16 protein-coding genes and 1 pseudogene are annotated in these 20,564 nt (G+C 70.5%); 9 read left to right on the top strand and 8 right to left on the bottom strand.

Annotation, left to right across the window (positions count from 1 at the left end):
* Positions 1–154: 154 nt before the first annotated feature.
* Positions 155–490, bottom strand: coding sequence for a type II toxin-antitoxin system PemK/MazF family toxin (locus HCK04_RS03975; protein WP_205829787.1), 336 nt, complete (start codon positions 488–490; stop codon positions 155–157).
* Positions 471–785: a hypothetical protein gene (locus HCK04_RS03970; protein WP_142645485.1), complete on the bottom strand. Its 315-nt coding sequence runs from the start codon at positions 783–785 to the stop codon at positions 471–473. Before HCK04_RS03970 ends, HCK04_RS03975 begins: the two co-directional genes overlap by 20 nt.
* A gap of 178 nt (positions 786–963) precedes the next feature.
* Here HCK04_RS03970 and HCK04_RS03965 point away from each other — a divergent pair, with 178 nt between their 5' ends.
* The 5 genes from HCK04_RS03965 (at position 964) to HCK04_RS03945 (ending at position 6,963) form a co-directional block, all read left to right on the top strand.
* A complete protein-coding gene (locus tag HCK04_RS03965) occupies positions 964–1,689 on the top strand; it encodes a sulfite exporter TauE/SafE family protein (protein WP_205829786.1) in 726 nt (241 codons plus the stop codon).
* A gap of 634 nt (positions 1,690–2,323) precedes the next feature.
* Positions 2,324–3,445, top strand: a complete 1,122-nt coding sequence (locus tag HCK04_RS03960) for a sugar ABC transporter substrate-binding protein (protein ID WP_142645484.1) — start codon at positions 2,324–2,326, stop codon at positions 3,443–3,445.
* 208 nt (positions 3,446–3,653) lie between these two features.
* The gene (locus HCK04_RS03955; protein WP_030505450.1) at positions 3,654–4,430 is read left to right on the top strand and encodes an ATP-binding cassette domain-containing protein; all 777 of its coding nucleotides are present in this window, start codon (positions 3,654–3,656) and stop codon (positions 4,428–4,430) included.
* Complete coding sequence (locus HCK04_RS03950) at positions 4,427–5,674, top strand: ABC transporter permease (RefSeq protein ID WP_142645483.1); 1,248 nt, start codon at positions 4,427–4,429, stop codon at positions 5,672–5,674. The genes HCK04_RS03955 and HCK04_RS03950 overlap by 4 nt, the downstream gene beginning before the upstream one ends.
* 83 nt (positions 5,675–5,757) lie before the next feature.
* Positions 5,758–6,963 carry an ROK family transcriptional regulator gene (locus tag HCK04_RS03945; RefSeq protein ID WP_142645482.1) on the top strand — a complete coding sequence of 402 codons (1,206 nt, stop codon included), beginning with the start codon at positions 5,758–5,760 and terminating at the stop codon, positions 6,961–6,963.
* Between the two features lie 6 nt (positions 6,964–6,969).
* On the opposite strand, the gene HCK04_RS03940 is transcribed toward HCK04_RS03945, so the two are convergent.
* A complete protein-coding gene (locus HCK04_RS03940; RefSeq protein WP_142645481.1) occupies positions 6,970–7,761 on the bottom strand; it encodes a neutral zinc metallopeptidase in 792 nt (263 codons plus the stop codon).
* A gap of 239 nt (positions 7,762–8,000) precedes the next feature.
* Here HCK04_RS03940 and dxs point away from each other — a divergent pair, with 239 nt between their 5' ends.
* On the top strand, positions 8,001–9,914 hold the full coding sequence (gene dxs / locus HCK04_RS03935) for a 1-deoxy-D-xylulose-5-phosphate synthase (RefSeq protein ID WP_142645480.1): 1,914 nt from the start codon (positions 8,001–8,003) through the stop codon (positions 9,912–9,914).
* A gap of 66 nt (positions 9,915–9,980) precedes the next feature.
* The gene (locus HCK04_RS03930; RefSeq protein WP_142645479.1) at positions 9,981–11,462 is read left to right on the top strand and encodes an amino acid permease; all 1,482 of its coding nucleotides are present in this window, start codon (positions 9,981–9,983) and stop codon (positions 11,460–11,462) included.
* Here the strand turns inward: HCK04_RS03930 and HCK04_RS03925 are convergent.
* Positions 11,428–12,048 carry a LysE family translocator gene (locus HCK04_RS03925; protein WP_142645478.1) on the bottom strand — a complete coding sequence of 207 codons (621 nt, stop codon included), beginning with the start codon at positions 12,046–12,048 and terminating at the stop codon, positions 11,428–11,430. The two genes, HCK04_RS03930 and HCK04_RS03925, sit on opposite strands and share 35 nt — an antisense overlap.
* A gap of 494 nt (positions 12,049–12,542) precedes the next feature.
* On the opposite strand from HCK04_RS03925, the gene HCK04_RS44080 reads away from it, so the two are divergent.
* Positions 12,543–14,738 carry an alpha/beta hydrolase-fold protein gene (locus HCK04_RS44080; protein ID WP_205829785.1) on the top strand — a complete coding sequence of 732 codons (2,196 nt, stop codon included), beginning with the start codon at positions 12,543–12,545 and terminating at the stop codon, positions 14,736–14,738.
* A 150-nt stretch (positions 14,739–14,888) separates the two neighbouring features.
* Here HCK04_RS44080 and HCK04_RS03915 read toward each other — a convergent pair whose 3' ends face one another.
* The gene (locus HCK04_RS03915; RefSeq protein WP_142645476.1) at positions 14,889–15,257 is read right to left on the bottom strand and encodes a MerR family transcriptional regulator; all 369 of its coding nucleotides are present in this window, start codon (positions 15,255–15,257) and stop codon (positions 14,889–14,891) included.
* Positions 15,258–15,383: 126 nt separating this feature from the next.
* On the opposite strand from HCK04_RS03915, the pseudogene HCK04_RS03910 reads away from it, so the two are divergent.
* Positions 15,384–16,456: pseudogene (locus HCK04_RS03910) on the top strand (alkene reductase).
* Between the two features lie 196 nt (positions 16,457–16,652).
* Here HCK04_RS03910 and HCK04_RS03905 read toward each other — a convergent pair.
* The 3 genes from HCK04_RS03905 to HCK04_RS03895 form a co-directional block, all read right to left on the bottom strand.
* Positions 16,653–16,985: a DUF6247 family protein gene (locus HCK04_RS03905; protein ID WP_142645475.1), complete on the bottom strand. Its 333-nt coding sequence runs from the start codon at positions 16,983–16,985 to the stop codon at positions 16,653–16,655.
* A 217-nt stretch (positions 16,986–17,202) separates the two neighbouring features.
* Positions 17,203–19,308, bottom strand: coding sequence for a 3-hydroxyacyl-CoA dehydrogenase NAD-binding domain-containing protein (locus HCK04_RS03900; protein WP_142645474.1), 2,106 nt, complete (start codon positions 19,306–19,308; stop codon positions 17,203–17,205).
* On the bottom strand, positions 19,305–20,489 hold the full coding sequence (locus HCK04_RS03895) for a thiolase family protein (protein WP_142645473.1): 1,185 nt from the start codon (positions 20,487–20,489) through the stop codon (positions 19,305–19,307). Before HCK04_RS03895 ends, HCK04_RS03900 begins: the two co-directional genes overlap by 4 nt.
* Positions 20,490–20,564: the final 75 nt, after the last annotated feature.

Genomic DNA, 20,564 nt, shown 5'->3' with positions numbered 1-20,564 from the left:
CATCTCGGGAGGTCCGGGCCGGCAGTGAGGCTGCCGGCCCGGCACCGCGCCTTGGAACGTGGCCCCGTGCAAGGCGGAAGTCCCCGCCAGGCAGGCGCGCGCTGCCGGCCTCTCGGGGCGCAGAGGGGTACGGAGGCCGCTCCGGGCGGCTCGCCTACGCCCGGATGAGGTGAGTCAGGACGACACGCATCTTCTCGAGTGACGGCTCCTCCACCCAGCCGATCCTCCTGGTCAGGCGCTGCACGGACATGGCGCGGAACTGCTCCACCATCGCCCAGCACCGCTTGTCCAGGCCCGTGCCGGGGGCGATCTCGATGTGGCTGGGCCAGCCGCGCTCAGTGGTGGTCAGCGGCACGGTGAACACCAGGCCCATCCGCACGTCGTTCATGGCGCGGCCGCTCATGACCACCACCGGCCTCGGCCCGCCCTGTTCCCGGCCCGTGGGCTGACCGTAGTCGGTCAGCCAGAGGTCACCGCGCGTTATCCGCATCGTGCTCCTTCGGTGGCAGGTGGGAGGACCAGTCCTCCGGCTCGAGACCGTCTTGAGCGGCCCGGTCGAAGACGGCTGTCTCCGCCAGGTGGTCGGCCCAGCCCGCGGGGTCCTCTCGCCGGGTCCGCTCGACCGCTGCTCGCAACTCCTCCCAGAATTTCCTGTGTTCATATTCGGCGACGGCGTCGTCGATCACTGCTGTCATGGGTCTGCCTTCCTGCTTTGCGATCGCCGCGAGCTTGTCGCGAGTAAGAGTGCTGACCCGGATCGTCGTGTGGCGTTGCTCGCTCCCCATACGGCGAGGCTACGATCCTGTCTACAAAAAGCGCTATGGCGATGTCGCCACGTAGGAGACTACGAGGGCGTTGATTACTCTCGCGACAACTTTCGATTACTGACGGTGATTGTCTGAGTTATCGGGTCCGGATAACCGGTTGCCGGGCGGCAGCGGGGCGTCGCTAGGGTCCCTGCCCATGGATCACGACGTGGTGTTGCTGCTCATCGGGGGAGTGGCCGTCTTCATCGGGGCGGTCGTACAGGGCGGGGTGGGGTTCGGGCTGGGCCTGGTGGCCGCGCCCCTGATCACGTTGCTCGATCCGTCGGTCATGCCGGGGGCGGTCCAGGTCGTCAACCTGACGATGCCGCTGTTCACGCTGGCCAGGGAGTGGCGCAGGGCCGAGTGGCGGGGAGCGGGGTGGGCACTGCTGGGCCGGCTGCCGGGCAGCGCGATCGGTGCTCTCGTGGTCGTCTACGTGAGCACGACGACGCTCGGCGTGCTGGTCGGCGTGATGGTGCTGGTCGCGGTCGTGCTGACGGCCCGCGCGGTGTCCGTGCCGCGCAACGGCGCGACGCTGACGGCCGCCGGGTTCCTCTCGGGGATCACCGGCACGGCCACCGGGATCGGCGGGCCGCCGATCGCGCTGGTCTACCAGAGCGCCCGGGGTCCGCAGATCAGGGCCACGCTGGCGCTGTTCTTCTGTGTGAGCGCCGCGCAGTCGCTCGTCATCCTCGCGCTCCTCGGCAGGCTCCCGGGACGCGCCCTGGCCGGTGGGGCGGCGCTGGTGCCGTTCGTCCTGCTCGGTTTCGCGGCCTCCGGGCCGCTGCGGCGTTATCTGGACGGCGGGCGGGTCCGCACGGCCGTCCTGGCCGTGGCCGCCGTCTCCGCCTGCGCGCTGCTCGGGCAGAGCCTCGCACACTGAACCCACAACACGGCCCACAACCGGGCCCACAACCGGGCCCACAAGAGGGCCCACAACCGGGCCCACAACAGGGCCCACGACCGGGCCGTACGGCAGGCAGGCCCGCGGAGACCACCCGCGGGTCGGTGTGGACGATCGCGTACTCGGTCCAGGCGTTCCCCGCGGCATCGGCGGGGCCCGCGTCCAGCGGCGCCATCGACAGCGCCTGCGTCGCGGGAACCGTGAGGAGCGTCGCCGTTCCCCGCGCTCGCCCCTGCCGTCTCGGGGAACAGGTTTCGGCCGAACCGGAAAGGGTCACGGGGCGTCCCTGCCGACGTAGGAGTCCCAGGGTCACGAACGTCACGATCACCTGTGGAACCGGGCGGACCGAAACGTCGCCGGATGTTGATCCTACGTTTCTTCATTGTTACCGCGAACAACAAACGTTACCGTCCTGTGTCTTTCACCACCTGGGCTTTGGGCTTACGTTGTCTCAAACAACATTCCCTGGAGCGGTGAACGCCGTGACCCGGCCCTGCCGTACCGGGTGGCCAAGGTGCCTGCAACCCACAAGATCTGCCCAGACGGCGGGAAGGGGCACCGGCTCGGCCGCACCCCCTCATAGACCCCCAGTCATAGAAAGGACCCACGCATCATGCGCAAGGGGATCCTCAGCATCGGCGCCGCCGCCGCGGCGCTCACCCTCGGTCTCACCGCCTGCGGGGGCGAGAGCGGTGACACCTCCGCGGACGCCAGCGGCGCCCCCTCGGCCGCCGCCGGCGACGCCAAGCCCGGCAAGATCGGCGTCATCCTGCCGGACAGCAAGTCCTCCGCCCGGTGGGAGACCGCCGACCGCAAGTACCTCCAGGAGGCCTTCGACGCCGCGGGCGTGCAGTCGGACATCCAGAACGCCCAGGGCGACAAGACCGCGTTCCAGACGATCGCGGACCAGATGATCACCAACGGCGCGACCGTCCTGATGATCGTCAACCTCGACAGCGGCACCGGCAAGGCCGTGCTGGACAAGGCCAAGTCGCAGGGTGTCGCGACGATCGACTACGACCGCCTCACGCTCGGCGGCAGCGCCTCCTACTACGTGTCGTTCGACAACACGGCGGTCGGCAAGCTGCAGGGCGAGGGCCTGGTCAAGTGCCTGACCGACAAGAAGGCCGACAAGCCGATCGTCGCCGAGCTGAACGGCTCGCCGACCGACAACAACGCGACGCTGTTCAAGCAGGGCTACGACAGCGTGCTGCAGCCGAAGTACGACTCCGGCGAGTACAAGAAGGGCCCGGACCAGTCGGTTCCCGACTGGGACAACACCCAGGCCGGCACGATCTTCGAGCAGATGCTCACCCAGGAGCCGAAGATCGCCGGTGTCCTCGCCGCCAACGACGGTCTCGGCAACGCCGCGATCTCGGTGCTGAAGAAGCAGAAGCTGAACGGCAAGGTCCCGGTCACCGGCCAGGACGCCACCGTGCAGGGCCTGCAGAACATCCTCGCCGGCGACCAGTGCATGACGGTCTACAAGGCCATCAAGAAGGAGGCCGACGCGGCCGCCCAGCTCGCGGTCTCGCTGGCCAAGGGTGAGCAGCCGCAGGTGAGCGGCTCGGTCAAGGACACCGAGGGCAACCGCGACGTCCCGTCCGTGCTGCTGGAGCCCCAGGCCATCTTCTTCGACAACGTCAAGGACGTCGTGGCCGACGGCTTCGTGAGCAAGGACGAGCTGTGCACCGGCGAGTTCGCCGACAAGTGCACCGAGGCCGGCATCAGCTAAGCACCATCCATCCACCGGGTGCGTACGGCGACGCGGACCCCCCTTAGCGGGTGACGTGCTGAGCCGCGACGAGCACCGTGCGGGGCGCCCTGTCCGGACAGGGCACCGTTCCGACCAGGCACAGGGCGCCCCGCACCGCCCGGAGCGACGAGAGGCGGCCCGGACAACGGCGCCGTACCGGCCCCATCGATCTACGGAGTAGCCCATCGTGTCCCAGGGACCGATCCTGGAACTGCGCGGCATCAACAAGAGCTTCGGCCCCGTGCAGGTCCTTCACGACGTCGCCTTCTCGGCCTACCCGGGTGAGGTGACAGCACTCGTCGGCGACAACGGCGCCGGCAAGTCGACGCTGGTCAAGTGCATCGGCGGCATCCACCCGATCGACTCGGGCGAATACTTCTTCGACGGCGAGCGGGTCCACGTGAGCGGGCCCAGGGACGCGGCGGCGCTGGGCGTCGAGATCGTCTACCAGGACCTCGCCCTCTGCGACAACCTCGACATCGTGCAGAACATGTTCCTGGGCCGTGAGCGCCGCAGCGGTCTGGTCCTGGACGAGGACACGATGGAGGAGATGGCGGCCAAGACGCTGGCCGGCCTGTCCGTCCGCACCGTCAAGTCGCTGCGCCAGCACGTCTCCAGCCTGTCCGGCGGCCAGCGGCAGACCGTGGCGATCGCCAAGGCCGTGCTCTGGAACAGCAAGGTCGTCATCCTCGACGAGCCGACCGCCGCCCTCGGCGTCGCGCAGACCGCCCAGGTGCTCGAACTGGTCCGCCGCCTGGCCGACAAGGGTCTCGCGGTGGTGCTCATCTCCCACAACATGAACGACGTCTTCGCCGTGTCCGACCGGATCGCGGCGCTGTACCTGGGACGGATGGCCGCCCAGGTCAAGGCGTCCGAAGTGACCCACGCGCAGATCGTGGAACTGATCACCTCCGGGCGCAGCGGGGAGCTCGGGCTCAAGAACGGCAACGGAGCGGCATCATGACAACCGAAACGCTCCCCAAGCAGGAGAACGCCGAGTCGTCGCTCGGCGTGCACGTCAAGGGCTATCTCGAGCGGATCAAGGGGGGTGAGCTGGGGGCCCTTCCCGCGGTCTTCGGCCTCATCATCCTCTGCGTGGTCTTCTCGGTCCTGCGCCCGGCCTTCCTCTCGGCGGTCAACTTCGCCAACCTCTTCACCCAGGGCGCGGCGGTCGCCGTCATCGCCATGGGCCTGATCTTCGTGCTCCTCCTCGGCGAGATCGACCTGTCCGCCGGTTTCGCGAGCGGCGTCTGCGCGGCGGTGCTCGCCGTGCTGCTCACCCTGCAGGGCTGGCCCTGGTATCTCGCGGTCCTGGCCGCGATGGTCACCGGCGCGGTCATCGGCCTGGTGCTCGGGTCGCTGGTGGCCAAGCTCGGCATCCCGTCCTTCGTGGTCACGCTGGCGGCGTTCCTGGCCTTCCAGGGCGTCGTCCTGCTGCTGGTGAAGGACGGCACCAACATCTCGATCCGCGACGAGACGATCCTCGCGATCGCCAACAAGAACGTCCCGCCGGTCGCCGGATGGGCGGCCCTGATCGTGGGCGTCGTCGCGTACGCCGCGATCCAGCTCCTGCAGGCGCGCCGCCGCGCGGCGCGCGGCCTGGTCGCCACCCCGATCGCGGTCATCGCCGCCCGGGTCGTGACGCTCGCGGTGGTCTCCGGGATCGCGGTGTACGTCCTCAACCTGGAGCGCAGCCGCAACGCGGCGCTCGTGTCGCTCAAGGGCGTGCCGATCGTCGTCCCGCTGATCGTGATCCTGCTGATCGTCTGGACCTTCGTGCTGCGGCGCACGGCGTACGGCCGGCACATCTACGCGGTCGGCGGCAACGCCGAGGCCGCCCGCCGGGCCGGCATCAACGTGGACCGCATCCGCATCTCCGCCTTCGTCATCTGCTCCTTCATGGCCTCGCTCGGCGGCATCATCGCGGCGTCGCGGGCCAACTCGGTCGACCCCAACACCGGCGGCAGCAACGTGCTGCTGTTCGCGGTGGGCGCGGCCGTCATCGGCGGCACCAGCCTCTTCGGCGGCAAGGGCCGGGCGCTCGACGCGCTGCTCGGCGGCGCGGTGGTCGCGGTCATCGAGAACGGCATGGGCCTCATGGGCTACAGCGCCGGCGTCAAGTTCGTCGTGACCGGTTCGGTGCTCCTGCTCGCCGCGGGCGTGGACGCCCTGTCGAGGAAGCGTGCGGCGGCGACCGGCAGAAGATGACGTGATCGGGCCCCGATAAGGTGATCTGCGACCCCTGACCTGGTCAGGTTCCCCCCGACCCCACGGAATCCGAGGCTCCCCCGATGATGCGCGCCGGTCCCTCACAGGAGGAGATCCGCAAGCACAACCTCGGGACGCTGCTGCGGCACGTCCATCTCGGAGGGCCGACGTCGCGGGCCGAGCTGACCTCGCTGATGGGGCTGAACCGGAGCACCATCATGGCGCTCACGGCGGACCTCACGGCGGCGGGCCTCGTCAGGGAGGAACTGCCCAAGGACACCGGCCGGGCCGGACGGCCGTCGCTGGTCGTCCGCCCGGAGACGGCCCGCGTCTACGTCCTGGCCTTCGAGGTGGGCGTCGACCGGCTGGCCGCCGCGCGCATCGGCCTCGGCGGGGTGATCCTCGACCGCCGTGAGGCCGCGCGGGCGCGCGGGGAGTTCGACATGGCGCAGGTCGTGGGGACGCTGGCGGGCTTCGCCCGGCAGATGCGGCGCAGGACGCGCGAGGACACGATCTGCGTCGGCGCGGCGGCGGCGGTCTCCGGGGTGGTCCGCGCCTCCGATGGCGTCGTCAGGATCGGGCCGAACATCGGCGCGTTCGAGGTGCCGCTGGGGGAGGAGCTGACCAAGCGGCTCGCGCTCGGGCTGCCCGTGGCGGTGGGCAACGAGGCGAACCTCGGCGCGCTCGCCGAGCACACCCGCGGCATCGGCGCGGGCTGCCGCGACCTCATCTACCTGCACGGCGACGTGGGCATCGGCGGCGGCATCATCGTGAACGGCCAGCTCCTCGGCGGGTACGGCGGGTATGGCGGCGAGGTGGGCCACATGGTGGTCAACCCCGACGGCCGCCCGTGCGCCTGCGGCTCGCGCGGCTGCCTGGAGGCCGAGGTGGGGGAGCCGGCGCTGATGGAGCACGCCGGACGGTACGGCGAGATGATCGGCAGGGACGCGGTCCGCGCCGTCGTCGACGCCGCCGACCGGGGCGACGTGATGGCCCAGGAGGCCCTCGCCCAAGTGGGCAACTGGCTCGGGCTCGGCGTGGCCAGCCTGGTCAACGTCTTCAACCCCGAGATGGTCGTCTTCGGCGGCATCCTGCGGGAGATCTACCTGGGCTCGGCCGCCCAGGTGCGCAGCCGGATCGCCACCGGCACCCTGCGCGCGACCCGGGAGCAGGTGCGGCTGCGCACCTCGGCCCTGGGCGACGACGCGACGCTGATGGGGGCGGCCGAGCTGGCGTTCGCCCAGGTGCTCGCCGACCCCCTCGAAGCGTTGTCCCGGGTCGCCACCTGAACGTGGTCAGGCGACCTTGGAGACGGGAGCACGGAACGTGTCGCACGCCTGAGGGCCGCCACCCGCCCAGCCGCGCTTGAGCCAGTAGCGGATGTTGCGCGTCGTGCCGTGCCACATGTCGCCTTCGTCCGCCGTGAGCCACTCGTCCCAGTCGCGCCGGTCGCGGGCGAGCGAGGACCAGACGCTGCGGACGAAGGCGGCGGAGAAGCAGTCGGCCTGCAGCTCGATCCTGCGGTTGAGGTCGAGGGCCCGCTTTCCGCTCAGCGTGCGGGACCGCCGCTCGAACTCGGCCAGGATGCCGGCGCGGTCCTGCGCGTGGTGGCCGTACTCGTGGGCGACGACCGTGAAGAGCCCGAACCCCCTGGGGTCCGACAGCTCCTCCTTGGAGAGCATGATCCACAACGTCTTGTTCGCGGGGCAGTACAGGCTCGCCGCGTAGCTCGCCATGAACTGGCCGCAGCCCGTGTAGACGCTCTTCGTGATGTACCTCACCCGGGGCGGGGAGAACCGCAGCCCCGCCTGCCGGAACTTCTCGCTCCAGGCCCGGCGGAGGCAGCCGAGCAGGTCGTCCAGGTAGGCCCGGTAGGAGCCGAGGTCGTCGGCCCGCCGGGCCGGCTCGGTGCACGCGGAGGATCGGAACGCGCCCGTGGCGTAGAGCGGGTTCCTCATCAGCGCTCCCGGCCCGGTGGGCACGGGCCGCGCCGAGGCGCCGGAGGCGTCCGCCGCACCGGTGAGGGGCAGGGCTCCCACCACCGCCGTGACCGCGACGGCGGCCGTGCGGAGGCTTATGCGAATCATCAGTGGGCATCTCAAGCGGACAGAGAGATAGTCAGGAAGTGGCGAATCGCCCGAAGATCCGGCAGCGCGGATGTTCCTTCTAGGGGATCATGAGGGTAGAGCAGGAGGAGGCGACGGGTAAAGCAGGATCGATGCCGGCGCCGGGAAGGTCTTGTGGAGGTTCGGTGCAACCCCTGATCCCCCCGCACCTTCCTCGAACTAGACTCGATCCGTTCGATGGCGAGCGGGAAGGATGAGCGGTGGGGATTCTGGAGACGATCAAGGACCCGCTCGACGTGAAGCGCCTTGAGGCCGGGGAACTGCCCGTGCTGGCGGCGGAGATCCGCGACCTGCTGGTCTCCTCCGTCGCGAAGACCGGCGGTCACCTCGGGCCCAACCTCGGCGTCGTCGAGCTGACCATCGCCCTCCACAGGGTCTTCGACTCGCCGCGCGACCCGATCCTGTTCGACACCGGCCACCAGGCGTACGTGCACAAGATGCTGACCGGCCGGTCCGGCCAGTTCGACACGCTGCGCCAGGAGGGCGGCCTGTCGGGATATCCCAGCCAGGCCGAGTCGGAGCACGACTTCATCGAGAACTCGCACGCCTCCACCGCCCTGTCGTACGCCGACGGGCTGGCCAAGGCGATCACCCTGCGCGGGGAGACCGGCCGCACGGTGGTGGCCGTGATCGGCGACGGCGCGCTCACCGGCGGCATGGCCTGGGAGGCGCTGAACAACATCGCCGGGCGCAAGGACCTGCCGCTGATCATCGTGGTCAACGACAACGGCCGGTCCTACTCGCCGACCATCGGCGGTCTCGCCTCCCACCTGTCGTCGCTGCGGATGAGCCAGGGCTACGAGCACGTGCTCGAACTGGTGAAGAACAACCTCGGCCGGGTGCCCGTGGTCGGCGCGCCGCTCTACGACACGCTGCACGGCATCAAGAAGGGCCTGAAGGACATCCTGACCCCGCAGGTCATGTTCGAGGACCTCGGGCTGAAGTACGTCGGCCCGATCGACGGCCACGACGAGGGGGCGGTGGAGGCCGCGCTGCGCCGCGCCAGGGGCTTCCGCGGGCCCGTCATCGTCCACGTGCTCACCCGCAAGGGCAACGGCTACAGCCACGCGGAGAACCACGACGAGGACTGCTTCCACGGTCCCGGCCCGTTCGACCCGCTGACGGGCGAGGAGCGGCCCAAGCCGCACAGCTGGACCAACGTGTTCAGCGAGGAGATCGTGAAGATCGGCCGTGAGCGGGACGACGTCGTCGCGATCACCGCGGCGATGCTCCACCCGGTCGGCCTGGCGGCGTTCGCCGAGGCGTACCCGGACCGGATCTACGACGTGGGCATCGCCGAGCAGCACGCCCTGACCAGCGCCGCCGGGCTCGCGCTCGGCGGTCTTCACCCCGTCGTGGCCCTCTACGCGACGTTCCTCAACCGGGCCTTCGACCAGCTCCTTATGGACGTGGCGCTGCACCGCCTGCCGGTCACCGTCGTGCTCGACCGCTCGGGCGTGACGGGAGACGACGGCGCCAGCCACAACGGCATGTGGGACCTGTCGATCCTCCAGGTGATCCCCGGGCTCTCGATCGCCGTCCCGCGCGACGGCGCGCGGCTGCGCGAGCTGCTGGCCGAGGCGGTCCGGATCGAGGACGGCCCGACGGTGGTCCGCTACCCCAAGGGCGGCCTGCCCGCGGACGTCGAGGCGGTCGGCAAGCTCGGCGAGATGGACGTGCTCCGCGCCGGCGACGCCGACGTGCTGCTGGTCGCGGTCGGCCCGATGGCCGAGGTCTGCCTGGAGGCCGCGAACCTCCTCGACGCGCAGGGCATCTCCACCACCGTGGTCGACCCCCGCTGGGTGAAGCCGCTCGACGAGGCGCTGGCGCTGGCCGCCGCCGCGCACAAGCTGGTCGTCGTGGTGGAGGACAACGGCCGGGTCGGCGGCGTGGGCGACGCCGTGGCGCGCCTGCTGCGCGACGCCGACGTGGACGTGCCGGTGCGGACCTACGGCATCCCCCAGCGCTTCCTCGACCACGCCAAGCGGGCCAAGATCCTCTCCGATATCGGCCTGACCGGGCAGGACCTCGCCCGCCAGATCACCGAGGCCGTGGCGCGCCGGTCGCAGGTGATGGAGAGCCATCCCGCGCGGCTCGTGCAGCCCACCGATTGACAACCAGGAGTAATACCGGTGTGACCGGGAAGTCTGCAGGTCATCGACGTGATGAGGAGCCTGCGGATGAGCCTTTTCCGGACGAAGCCGGTCGAACAGTCGATTGAGGATGCCGAAGGCGGCGAGCATCGGCTCAGGCGCAGCCTGAGCGCTCTCGACCTCACCGTCTTCGGCATCGGCGTCATCGTGGGCACCGGCATCTTCGTGCTGACCGGTGTGGCGGCGCGCAACACGGCCGGCCCGGCCGTCGCGATCTCCTTCGTGATCGCCGGGATCGTGTGCGCGCTCGCGGCCCTGTGCTACGCCGAGTTCGCCGCCACCGTCCCGGTCGCGGGCTCGGCCTACACCTACGCGTACGCCACGATCGGCGAGTTCCCGGCCTGGATCATCGGCTGGGACCTGATGCTGGAACTGGCACTGGGCGCGGCGGTGGTCGCCTCGGGCTGGTCGGGCTACTTCGCCTCGCTGCTGAAGAACTTCGGCGTCTATCTGCCGCCGTCCATCGCCGGCGACGAGGCCGTCTTCAACATCCCGGCGGCGGTGATCGTGATCCTGCTGACCGGGGTCCTGGTGGCCGGGATCAAGATGTCGGCCCGCTTCAACGGCGCCATGGTCGCGGTCAAGCTGGCCGTCGTGCTCCTCGTGATCATCGCCGGGCTGTTCTTCATCAAGGGTGCCAACTACCAGCCGTTCGTCCCCCCGCCTCACCACATGGCCGCCGGGGAGGGCATGAAGGCCCCGCTCATCCAGGTGCTGTTCGGCGTGCAGCCGGTCGCGTACGGCGTCTTCGGCGTCTTCACCGCCGCGGCCCTGGTGTTCTTCGCCTACATCGGCTTCGACGTCGTGGCGACCGCGGCCGAGGAGACCCGCCGCCCGCAGCGCGACCTGCCCATCGGGATCATCGCCTCGCTGGTCGTCTGCACGATCCTCTACGTGGCGGTCTCGCTCGTGGTCGTCGGCATGCAGCACTATTCGGAGCTCAGCGCGTCTGCCCCGCTCGCGGACGCGTTCCGGTCGGTGGGCCAGCCCTGGATGGCCACGCTGATCAGCATCGGAGCCATCGCCGGGCTCACCACCGTCGTGATGATCCTCATGCTGGGCCAGAGCCGGGTGCTGTTCGCGATGTGCCGTGACAACCTGCTGCCCCGGTCCCTCGCCAAGGTCCACCCGACGTTCCGCACGCCGTACCGGATCACGATCGTCATCGGCGCGGCCACCGCGGTGCTCGCGGCGCTGATCCCGCTGAGCGCCATCGCGGAGCTGGTGAACATCGGCACGCTGTTCGCCTTCGTGATCGTCGCGGTGGCCGTGATGATCCTCCGCAGGACCCGTCCCGACCTGCCCCGCTCCTTCCGCACCCCGTTCGTGCCGGTGGTGCCCATCCTGTCGGTGCTGGCCTCGGCCTACCTGATGCTCAACCTGCCCGTGGAGACCTGGATCCGGTTCTTCGCCTGGATGGTCGTCGGCGCCGTCGTCTACTTCCTGTACGGCCGGCGCCGCAGCAGGGTGGCCGCTACAACCCCTGGGGAAGCAGTCCTCGAACGGTGAGCACGGCGCCCACGACGGCCAGCAGCGCGCCGCTCGCGCCCAGCAGCAGGCGGTAGCCGCGGGGGGTCAGCCGGTGCCGCCCGGCCCCCACGGCCCCCGCAAGCGCCACCTTGGAACCCACCAGGACCAGATAGAACCCGCCCACGAAGACCAGCGCGTACGCCGGGGCGTGGTCCCACGCCGAGACGAAGATCGGTGAGCCCACCGCGATCCAGAACAGCCACGGGTGGGGGTTGAGCATGTTCACCACCACCCCGCGCAGGATCTCCCGGGCCGAGGAGGGCGCGTCCTCGCCGGGCCGGGGCGGCAGGGCCGTACGGGCCTCGCGCAGCGTCTCCACGCCGAGGTGGACGACGTAGAGCCCGCCTCCGACCGCCAGCACGCGCAGGAGCACCTGCGGCAGCGCCCCGACCGCCGTCACGGCGAGCAGCACCACGGGCAGGTCGGACAGCAGCGGCACGCAGGCCAGGCGCACCCCCGAGCGGAACCCGCCGCGCAGGCTCGCCGTGATGACGAGCGTCAGCAGCGCGCCGGGCGTGACCCCCGCGCCCAGGCCGAGGCTGAGCCCCATCAGCAGTTCCGTCACGCCGCTTACCTCCCGTTTCGTCCGCACGAGAGGCTATCGCCGGTCGCACACCGGAAGCGCGCGGCGGACGAGGTCAGGCCTTGCCGCCGTTCCCTGGTTCGCATTCGCATGGCGCCTGCCGCGGATGGAGATCATGTCGTTTCCGCCGGCGATTCGGGCAGATTTTCAAGCGCTCTGTCGTGGCGGTGGAATGCCGGGGAGCCGCGAGGTCCGGATCTCCGGCGCCGCGGAGGCGCCTGCCGGGTGGTGTCCGCACGGGAGTGACGGCCGGTGTCTTGAGCGGCGGAAACGGTCTTGTGTTTCCAAAATGTATCAATTACCTTGACTTGGTGGAATCGCGGGCTGAAAAGGCGCGCGTCGAAAAGTTTCACATTCCATCAATTGGGTCGAGTCGATGGGCGGGACCGACCACTGCGGGCCATCAAGGGAGTTTCGGCATGGCGTTATTCCAGCGTGGCAGCGCGCGCCCCACGGGCGCCCGCAGACTCTCGGCGGTGATCGCCGCTGGAGTCACGGCGGTCGCGGCGGTGTCACTCACGCCGCGACCGGCGGAGGCGGACACGCCCTGGGTGAGCGTCTCGGACGACGGCTACCTGGCGATCAGCATCCCGGCGGCCGCCGTCGAGGCCAGTGTCGGCCAGGTGTCGGAGCTGGCCGTCGAGGGGAACTTCGGCCCCTCCTTCGCATGGGCGGAGTATGGCCTGACCCGCCGGGGCGACCTCTGGTGGGGAGCACTCGGCCCGCTCAAGCCGGGGCTGTACGCCTACCAGGTCACGGGCGACAACACCAAGAGCCTCAAGGACCCGACGAACAGCACCACCGTGGCGTCCAAGCCCCTGTGGAGCACCTTCCTCGTGCCGGGCGAGTCCGTACGCCTGCTGGCGGACGCGCCGCAGGGACAGGGCGGCCGGGTCGAGACCCTGACCTACCGGGTCAAGAAGGAGGAGCGGTCGGCGCTGGTGTGGACGCCGCCGGGCTACCAGGCGAAGGACCCCAAGGACCCCAAGGGCACCAAGGGCGCGGACGGCCCCAAGGGCGCGGACGGCCCTAAGGGGCCGAAGGGTCCCGAGGGCCCGAAGGGCTACCCGGTGCTGTTCCTGCAATCCGGCAAGGGACAGAGCGCCACCGACTGGCTCGATCTCGGCCGGGCCAAGCAGATCCTCGACAACCTGTCGGCCCAGAAGGCCATCGAGCCGATGGTGGTGGTGATCAGCGACGGTGACGACGACAAGGACCTGAAGGACCTCGGCAAGGCGGTCGGGGACAGGTACGACGTCCTGCGCGACCCGGCGCACCAGGCGATCGCCGGTGTGGCCGAGGGCGGGACGCTGGCGCTGCGCGCCGCTCTCACCGGGGGGCCGGGTCGGTTCGCCTACGCCGGCTCGTTCTCCGGCCTGCTGACGGACGCCGGGGGGCCGGACGCCCGGGCGATCGGCCACGACCTCAAGCTGCTGCGGCTGTACACCGGGAACGTGACCGATCCCGCGTACAACGCGACCGTCCGCCTGACGAAGGCGCTGGACCATGCCCGGGTCAGGTACGAGTTCGACGGGGTCAACCCCGACGGCGGGGCGAACTGGAACGCCTGGCAGGAGAACCTGATCGACTTCTTGCCGCGGCTGTTCCGCAACGCCCCGGACCACGGTCCGAGCGCCGGTCACGGACCGCTGAAGGGCGAGTTCCATCCGCCCGCGCCCGGCACCACGCCGACGCCGTACGTGTCCGAGGACGGGTTCGTCACGTTCGAGACCACGACGGAGTTCAAGGACGCCGACCACGTCACGGTGTGGGCGAACGACGCTCCCAACGGGAGCTGGCTCTGTATCCCGATGTCCCGCGACGGCGACCGGTGGCGGGTGACCGTGGGTCCGCTGGAGCCGTGGTTCTACTACTACCAGTGGATCGTGGACCGGGTCGCGGCCAAGGACACGTCGAACCCGACCAAGGTGACCTCCGAGCCCAACTGGAGCTCCTTCTTCATCCCCGGTGAGAGGTCGCGCCTGCTCTCGGACGTTCCCGCCGGTCAGGGTGGGAAGGTCGAGAGCCTGACGTACCACAGCAACGTCGTGAACGAGGACCGGACGGCGCTGGTGTGGACCCCGCCCGGCTATGACGCCGAGCGCGCGGAGCCCTATCCCGTTCTCTACCTCCAGCACGGCAGCGGCCAGAGCTACACCGACTGGGTCGAGATGGGACGCGCCAAGCAGATCCTCGACCACGAGTTCCTCGACGGGAAGCTCGTGCCGATGGTGGTCGTGATGGGCAACGGCAACGTGCCCGACTTCGGCAAGGAGCTGCTGGACGACATCGTCCCGGCGGCCCGCGCCCACTACAACGTCTCCGGCGACCCGGCGCAGCAGGCCCTCGCCGGGCTCTCGATGGGCGGCGTGCAGACGCTCGGCGTGCTGAAGGACTATCCGGGCCGGTTCGCGTACGTCGCGGCGTTCTCGGCCTGGTTCGGCGACGGCACCGGCGTCGACGCGGCGGCGATCAACAACGGGACCAAGATGCTGCGCCTGTACGTCGGCGACCAGACCGACTTCGTGCAGCCGTTCTTCCTGGGGTCCCTGCCCACCTTGGACAGCCTCGGCATCCGCTACGAGTTCGACGGGGTCACCCCCGGACCGCACGGCTGGGACGTGTGGCAGAAGAACCTCATCGACCTGGCGCCGCGCCTGTTCAAGCGCTGATCGACCACCGTCGCGGCGCGGTCGCCCCTGCTGCGGGCGACCGCGCCGTGCCCGTTCCGCCGCGCCGTGTACGGCACGCAGCGGGAGGGCCGTGGCGGACTCCCGCAGCGGGGAGCGAGCGCGGCGCCCCGTCGCGCTCGCAGAGAGGGATCAGTGACGCACCAGCCGGGCGCGGTGGGCGCGGTTGATATCGATGAGCCGGTCGAGGGCGTCGCGGGCCTGGACGAGCTCGTCGATGTTGCGGTTGATCCGGTCCCGCTCCTGGACCAGCCGCTCGAACGCCTCGTCGGAGTTCCGCTCGCTCGGCGAGTCGACACAGGGGAGCACCTCGGCGATCGTCCGGCTGGACAGCCCCGCGCCGTACATGCGCTGGATGAGCCGCACCCGCTCGACCTCGCCGTCGGTGTAGTGGCGCTGGCCGCTGGGGCTGCGCGTGCTGGTGAGCAGGCCCTGCTCCTCGTAGTAGCGCAGGGAACGGACGCTCACCCCGGCCCGCGCCGCCAGCTCGCCGATTCGCATCGCGCCTCCTTGAGAGAAACCCGGCTCTAACGCTTGCATCTGACGTCAATGTCAGGTCTTAGCGTAGTCGCGTGTCCAGCCGGCGGACGCGTCCCTCTGCAGGAACGTCTGGAAAGGCACGCAGGAATGACGACCCTTTTCGACCGCCACCAGCTTGGTTCGCTGACCCTGCCCAACCGTGTGGTGATGGCCCCGATGACCCGGGTCCGCGCGGCGGCGGGCGGCCTGGCGACACCGTCGATGGCGACCTACTACGCCCAGCGCGCCACCGCCGGGCTCATCGTGACCGAGGGCGTGCAGCCGAGCCTCGTCGGGCAGTCCAACCCCGGCACGCCCGGGCTGCACACCGACGAGCAGGTCGCGTCGTGGCGGCCGGTCACCGACGCGGTCCACACCAACGGCGGCCGCATCTTCGCCCAGCTCATGCACGGAGGCCGCGTCTCCCACCCCGACACCACGGGAACGCAGCCCGTGGGTCCCTCGGCCGTCCCCGCGCCCGGCGAGGTGTTCACCCCGTCGGGCCCAAGCCGGCGCCCGTGCCGAGGGCGCTGGAGACCGCAGAGGTGCCCGAGCACGCCCTGTCGTACGCGCGGGCCGCCGTCCGGGCGGTCGACGCCGGCTTCGACGGCGTCGAACTGCACGGTGCGAACGGCTATCTCATCTCCCAGTTCCTGTCGAGCACCGCCAACCTGCGCACCGACGCGTACGGCGGGTCGATCGAAGGCCGCATCCGCTTCGCGGTGGAGGCCGTGACGGCGACGGTCGAGGCGGTGGGCGGCGACCGTACGGGCATCCGACTCTCGCCGGGCGCGGGCCTGTGGGGCGCGGAGGAGCACGACGTCCCCGAGCTGTACGGCGCGCTCCTCGCCGCGCTGGCTCCCCTGAATCTCGCCTACATCCACCTGGAGGCCACCACGGACGAGGACGTGCTGGTCGAGCTGCGCAAGGCCTGGCCCGGCACGCTCATCGTCAACCCGGCCTTCCCGACGGGCCCCCGGAAGACGGACAAGGCGGCGGCCGATCATTGGCTGGGGCTCGGCGCCGACCTGATCAGCTTCGGCCGCGCGTTCATCGCCAACCCCGACCTCGTGGAGCGGCTGCGCCAGGGGCTGCCCATCGCGCCGGACGACAAGACCACCTGGTATCAGGGCGGCGACGCGGGCTACCTCACTTATCCCGCCTACCACCACGCGGCCTGACCGCGTACGGAACCGCGGCGAGCCGTCGCGCCGATGTGGCGTGACGGCTCGCCGCGCGGTCCTGTGCTCTGCTTCGGAGCTTCTGGAGGTGGCCCACCTCAGCCTCCTCGGAAGCGGTAGAGCGCCTTCCCCCGTAGCAGGCAGACCGTCACCCTCAGCGCGGGCTTCGGCTCGGATCGACGACGAGCTTGAACACCTACACATCGATCCCGCGAGCGGCGAGGATCTCGCGCCATGGCTTCCCCTCGGAGCGGGGTTCCCCGGCGAGGACATGTTCGGCCCGTTCGTGCATCTGCCGGCGGCCTTGGGGATCGCGCACCGAGTCGCAGACGGAGATCCACCACCGGTGCACGAACGCGTTCAGCGCCCCCAGGTCCAAGTTGACCCTGACCTCGTCGAGCACTGCCTTGAGTCCCGCGTCGAACGCCTCGCGGTCCTGGGGAACGACCAACGCGGCGCGGATGGCCCGCAGGTTCTTCTCGGGCAACGGCGTCTCACGGGACACGAAGTCGTGCGGTTGCGCTGTCATGGCCTGCTCCCTTCCCGCTCATAGAGCGTACAGAGAAGGGCCGACATCTTCCGGGCCGGCGGAGCGGGAAGGCGGAGCCGTCAGGCCGGTGACTGGTGCGGTGGATCACCGGGGCCCCGCGCGACAGGGGCCCCGGTGATCCGCCAGAGCCGGCGAAAGCCGGCTCGCTCAGCCGGTTCAGGACGGTTCAGGCCGATTCAGGCTGGTTCAGGCTGGTTCAGGCAGGTACGGAGGCGACGCCGGGCTCCAGGAAGCGGGAGCCGGTGACCTCCGCGGAGATGCCCGTACGGTCGAGATAGGGCGTGATGCCGCCGGTGTGGAACGGCCAGCCGGCGCCCAGGATCATGCACAGGTCGATGTCCTGCGGCGCGGCGACCACGCCCTCGTCGAGCATGAGCCGGATCTCCTGGGCGAGGGCCCGCAGCGCGCGCAGCCGCACCTCCTCGCCCGTGGACGGGGACGAGCCGCCCTCGAACAGCGCGCGCACCTCCGGGTCGATCTGGAAGTCCGCGCCGTAGAGGCCGGGCTTGCCCGCCGCGACCAGCTTGGCGAGGTTCTCCGATACGCCGAACCGGTCGGGGAACGCCGCGTGCATGGTCTCGGCGACGTGCAACGCGACGGCCGGGCCGACGAGCTGGAGCAGCGCGAACGGCGTCATCGGCAGGCCGAGCGAGTCGAGCGCGTGGTCGGCGACCTCCAGCGGGGTGCCCTCGTCGGCCGCCGCCGTGACCTCGCCCATGAAGCGGGTCAGCAGCCGGTTGACGACGAACGCGGGCGCGTCCTTGACCAGCACGCACGACTTCTTCAGCGTCTTGCCGACTGCGAAGGCCGTGGCCAAGGTCGCGTCGTCGGTGGCGGCGCCCCGGACGATCTCCAGCAGCGGCAGCACCGCGACCGGGTTGAAGAAGTGGAAGCCCACGACCCGCTCGGGGTGCCGCAGGCCGGACGCCATGTCGGTGACCGACAGCGACGAGGTGTTGGTGGCGAGCACACAGGTCTCGGAGACGACCTCCTCCACCTCGGCGAAGACCTTCTGCTTCACGGCGAGGTCCTCGAACACCGCCTCGATCACGAAGTCGGCGTCGGCGAAGACGTCCTTCGTCAGCGACCCGGTCACCAGGCCCTTCAGCCGGTTGGCCTGGTCGGCGGAGATCCGGCCCTTGCCGAGCAGCTTGTCGACCTCGGCGTGCACATATCCCACGCCCTTGTCGAGCCGGGCCTGGTCGAGGTCGGTCAGCACGACCGGCACCTCCAGACGGCGGGCGAACAGCAGCGCGAGCTGCGAGGCCATCAGCCCGGCGCCCACCACGCCGACCTTGGTGACCGGGCGGGCGAGCGACTTGTCCGGCGCGCCCGCCGGCCGCTTGGCCCGGCGCTGCACCAGGTCGAAGGCGTACAGCCCGGCCCGCAGCTCGTCGCTCATGAGCAGGTCGGCCAGCGCCTCGTCCTCGGCGGCGAAGCCCTCGTCGCGCGACGCCGTACGGGCCAGGGCCACGAGGTCGAGCGCCCGGTAGGGCGCGGGGGAGGCGCCCCGCAGCTTGAGGTCGACGAGGGTCCTGGCCTGGTCGATCACCGGCGCCCAGTCTTCGGCGGTATGGTCGGCCCGCTCGACGGCGATCTCGCCGCGCAGCACCTGGGCGGCCCACCGCAGTGATTCCTCGATGAAGTCGGCGGGCTCGAACATCGCGTCGGCGACGCCGAGGGCGTACGCGTCCCTGCCCTTGATCATGCGGTTCTGCGACAGCGGGTTCTCGATGATGAGCTTGAGCGCCTTCTCCGGGCCGATCAGGCGGGGGAGGAGCTGGGTGCCGCCCCATCCGGGCACCAGGCCGAGGAAGCACTCCGGCAGCGCGATCGCCGGGACGCCCGACGACACGGTGCGGTAGGTGCAGTGCAGGGCGATTTCCAGCCCGCCGCCCATCGCCGCGCCGTTGACGAACGCGAACGACGGCACGTCCAGCTCGCCGAGGCGGCGGAACACGTGGTGCCCGAGCCGCCCGATGGCGAGCGCCTCCTCGCGGGAGGACACCGCCGCCGCGCCCTTGAGGTCGGCCCCGACGGCGAAGATGAACGGCTTGCCGACGACGCCGACGGCCGCCAGGTCGGAGCGGGCGGCGATCGCGTCGAGCGCGTCGTTCAGCGCGAACAGGCCGTGCGGGCCGAACGTGTTGGGCTTGGTGTGGTCGAGGCCGTTGTCGAGCGTGATCAGGGCCATCGTGCCCGCGCCGTACGGAAGCTCGACGTCGCGCACGAGCGCCTTGGTGACGACCTCGTCGGCGTTCTTGCCCTCCAGGAGGGCCTTGCAGGTCTCGATCGTGCTCATGCGAGGTTCTCCCAGATGACGGTGCCGCCCATGCCCATGCCGACGCACATCGTGGTGATCCCGTAGCGGACGTCCGGACGCTCGGCGAACTCCCGCGACAGATGCGTCATCAGCCGCACGCCCGACGACGCGAGCGGGTGGCCGAACGCGATCGCGCCGCCGTACGGGTTGACCCGGGGGTCGTCGTCGGCGATGCCGAAGTGCTCCAGGAAGGCCAGCACCTGGACGGCGTACGCCTCGTTGATCTCGATCAGGCCGATGTCGCCGATGGACAGCCCGGCCAGGCGCAGCGCGCGCTCGGTGGAGGGGATCGGCCCGATGCCCATGACCTCGGGGTCGACGCCGGCGAAGGCGTACGACACCAGCCGCATGCGCGGGGTGAGGCCGAACTCGCGGGCCACGTCCTCGGCGGCCACGATGCAGCCGGTCGCGCCGTCGTTGATGCCGGAGGCGTTGCCCGCCGTGACCCGCCCGTGCGGCCGGAAGGGGGTCTTCAGCCCGCGCAGGCCCTCCATCGTCGTGCCGGGGCGCGGGGGCTCGTCCACGGTGGCCAGGCCCCAGCCTTCGGCGGCCTTGCGGGTGGCCATCGGCACGAGGTCGCGCTGGATCTTGCCGTCGGCGTACGCCTTGGCGGCCTTCTCCTGGGAGGCGACGGCGAAGGCGTCGGCGCGCTCCTTGGTGATGGACGGATAGCGGTCGTGCAGGTTCTCCGCGGTCATGCCCATGACCAGCGCCGAGCCGTCCACGAGCTGCTCGGACAGGAACCGGGGGTTGGGGTCCACCCCCTCGCCCATGGGGTGGCGGCCCATGTGCTCGACGCCGCCGGCGATGGCCACGTCGTACGCGCCGAAGGAGATGCCGCCCGCCACGGTGGTGACGGCGGTCATCGCGCCGGCGCACATGCGGTCGATGGCGTAGCCGGGGACCGACTTCGGCAGGCCGGCGAGCACCGCCGCGGCCCGGCCGATGGTCAGGCCCTGGTCGCCGATCTGGGTGGTGGCCGCGATGGCGACCTCGTCCACCCGCTCCGGGGGGAGGCCGGGGTTGCGCCGCATCAGCTCGCGGATGACGCGGACTACCAGGTCGTCGGCACGCGTCTCGGCGTACAGGCCCTTCGGGCCCGACTTGCCGAAAGGCGTCCGAACGCCGTCGACGAAGACGACTTCACGGGACGCAGGCACGGGTTCGCTCCTACTTGTCAGTAGCTTCCGGAATCCTATGCTACTGGCCGGTAACCGGTTCTGGCATCGGTGGGC

It is taken from the genome of Microbispora sp. CL1-1 (assembly GCF_012034195.1).
Taxonomy (GTDB): domain Bacteria; phylum Actinomycetota; class Actinomycetes; order Streptosporangiales; family Streptosporangiaceae; genus Microbispora.
Note: the sequence above shows the minus strand (reverse complement) of the source record. Positions and strands in the feature narration are given on the sequence as shown.

Excerpts from the sequence above, each read along its gene's own strand:
- HCK04_RS03975 (WP_205829787.1), bottom strand. The coding sequence starts at position 490 with ATGCGGATAACGCGCGGTGACCTCTGGCTGACCGACTACGGTCAGCCC.
- HCK04_RS03970 (WP_142645485.1), bottom strand. The coding sequence starts at position 785 with ATGGGGAGCGAGCAACGCCACACGACGATCCGGGTCAGCACTCTTACT.
- HCK04_RS03965 (WP_205829786.1), top strand. The coding sequence starts at position 964 with ATGGATCACGACGTGGTGTTGCTGCTCATCGGGGGAGTGGCCGTCTTC.
- HCK04_RS03960 (WP_142645484.1), top strand. The coding sequence starts at position 2,324 with ATGCGCAAGGGGATCCTCAGCATCGGCGCCGCCGCCGCGGCGCTCACC.
- HCK04_RS03950 (WP_142645483.1), top strand. The coding sequence starts at position 4,427 with ATGACAACCGAAACGCTCCCCAAGCAGGAGAACGCCGAGTCGTCGCTC.
- HCK04_RS03945 (WP_142645482.1), top strand. The coding sequence starts at position 5,758 with ATGATGCGCGCCGGTCCCTCACAGGAGGAGATCCGCAAGCACAACCTC.
- HCK04_RS03940 (WP_142645481.1), bottom strand. The coding sequence starts at position 7,761 with ATGATTCGCATAAGCCTCCGCACGGCCGCCGTCGCGGTCACGGCGGTG.
- HCK04_RS03930 (WP_142645479.1), top strand. The coding sequence starts at position 9,981 with ATGAGCCTTTTCCGGACGAAGCCGGTCGAACAGTCGATTGAGGATGCC.
- HCK04_RS03915 (WP_142645476.1), bottom strand. The coding sequence starts at position 15,257 with ATGCGAATCGGCGAGCTGGCGGCGCGGGCCGGGGTGAGCGTCCGTTCC.
- HCK04_RS03905 (WP_142645475.1), bottom strand. The coding sequence starts at position 16,985 with ATGACAGCGCAACCGCACGACTTCGTGTCCCGTGAGACGCCGTTGCCC.
- HCK04_RS03900 (WP_142645474.1), bottom strand. The coding sequence starts at position 19,308 with ATGAGCACGATCGAGACCTGCAAGGCCCTCCTGGAGGGCAAGAACGCC.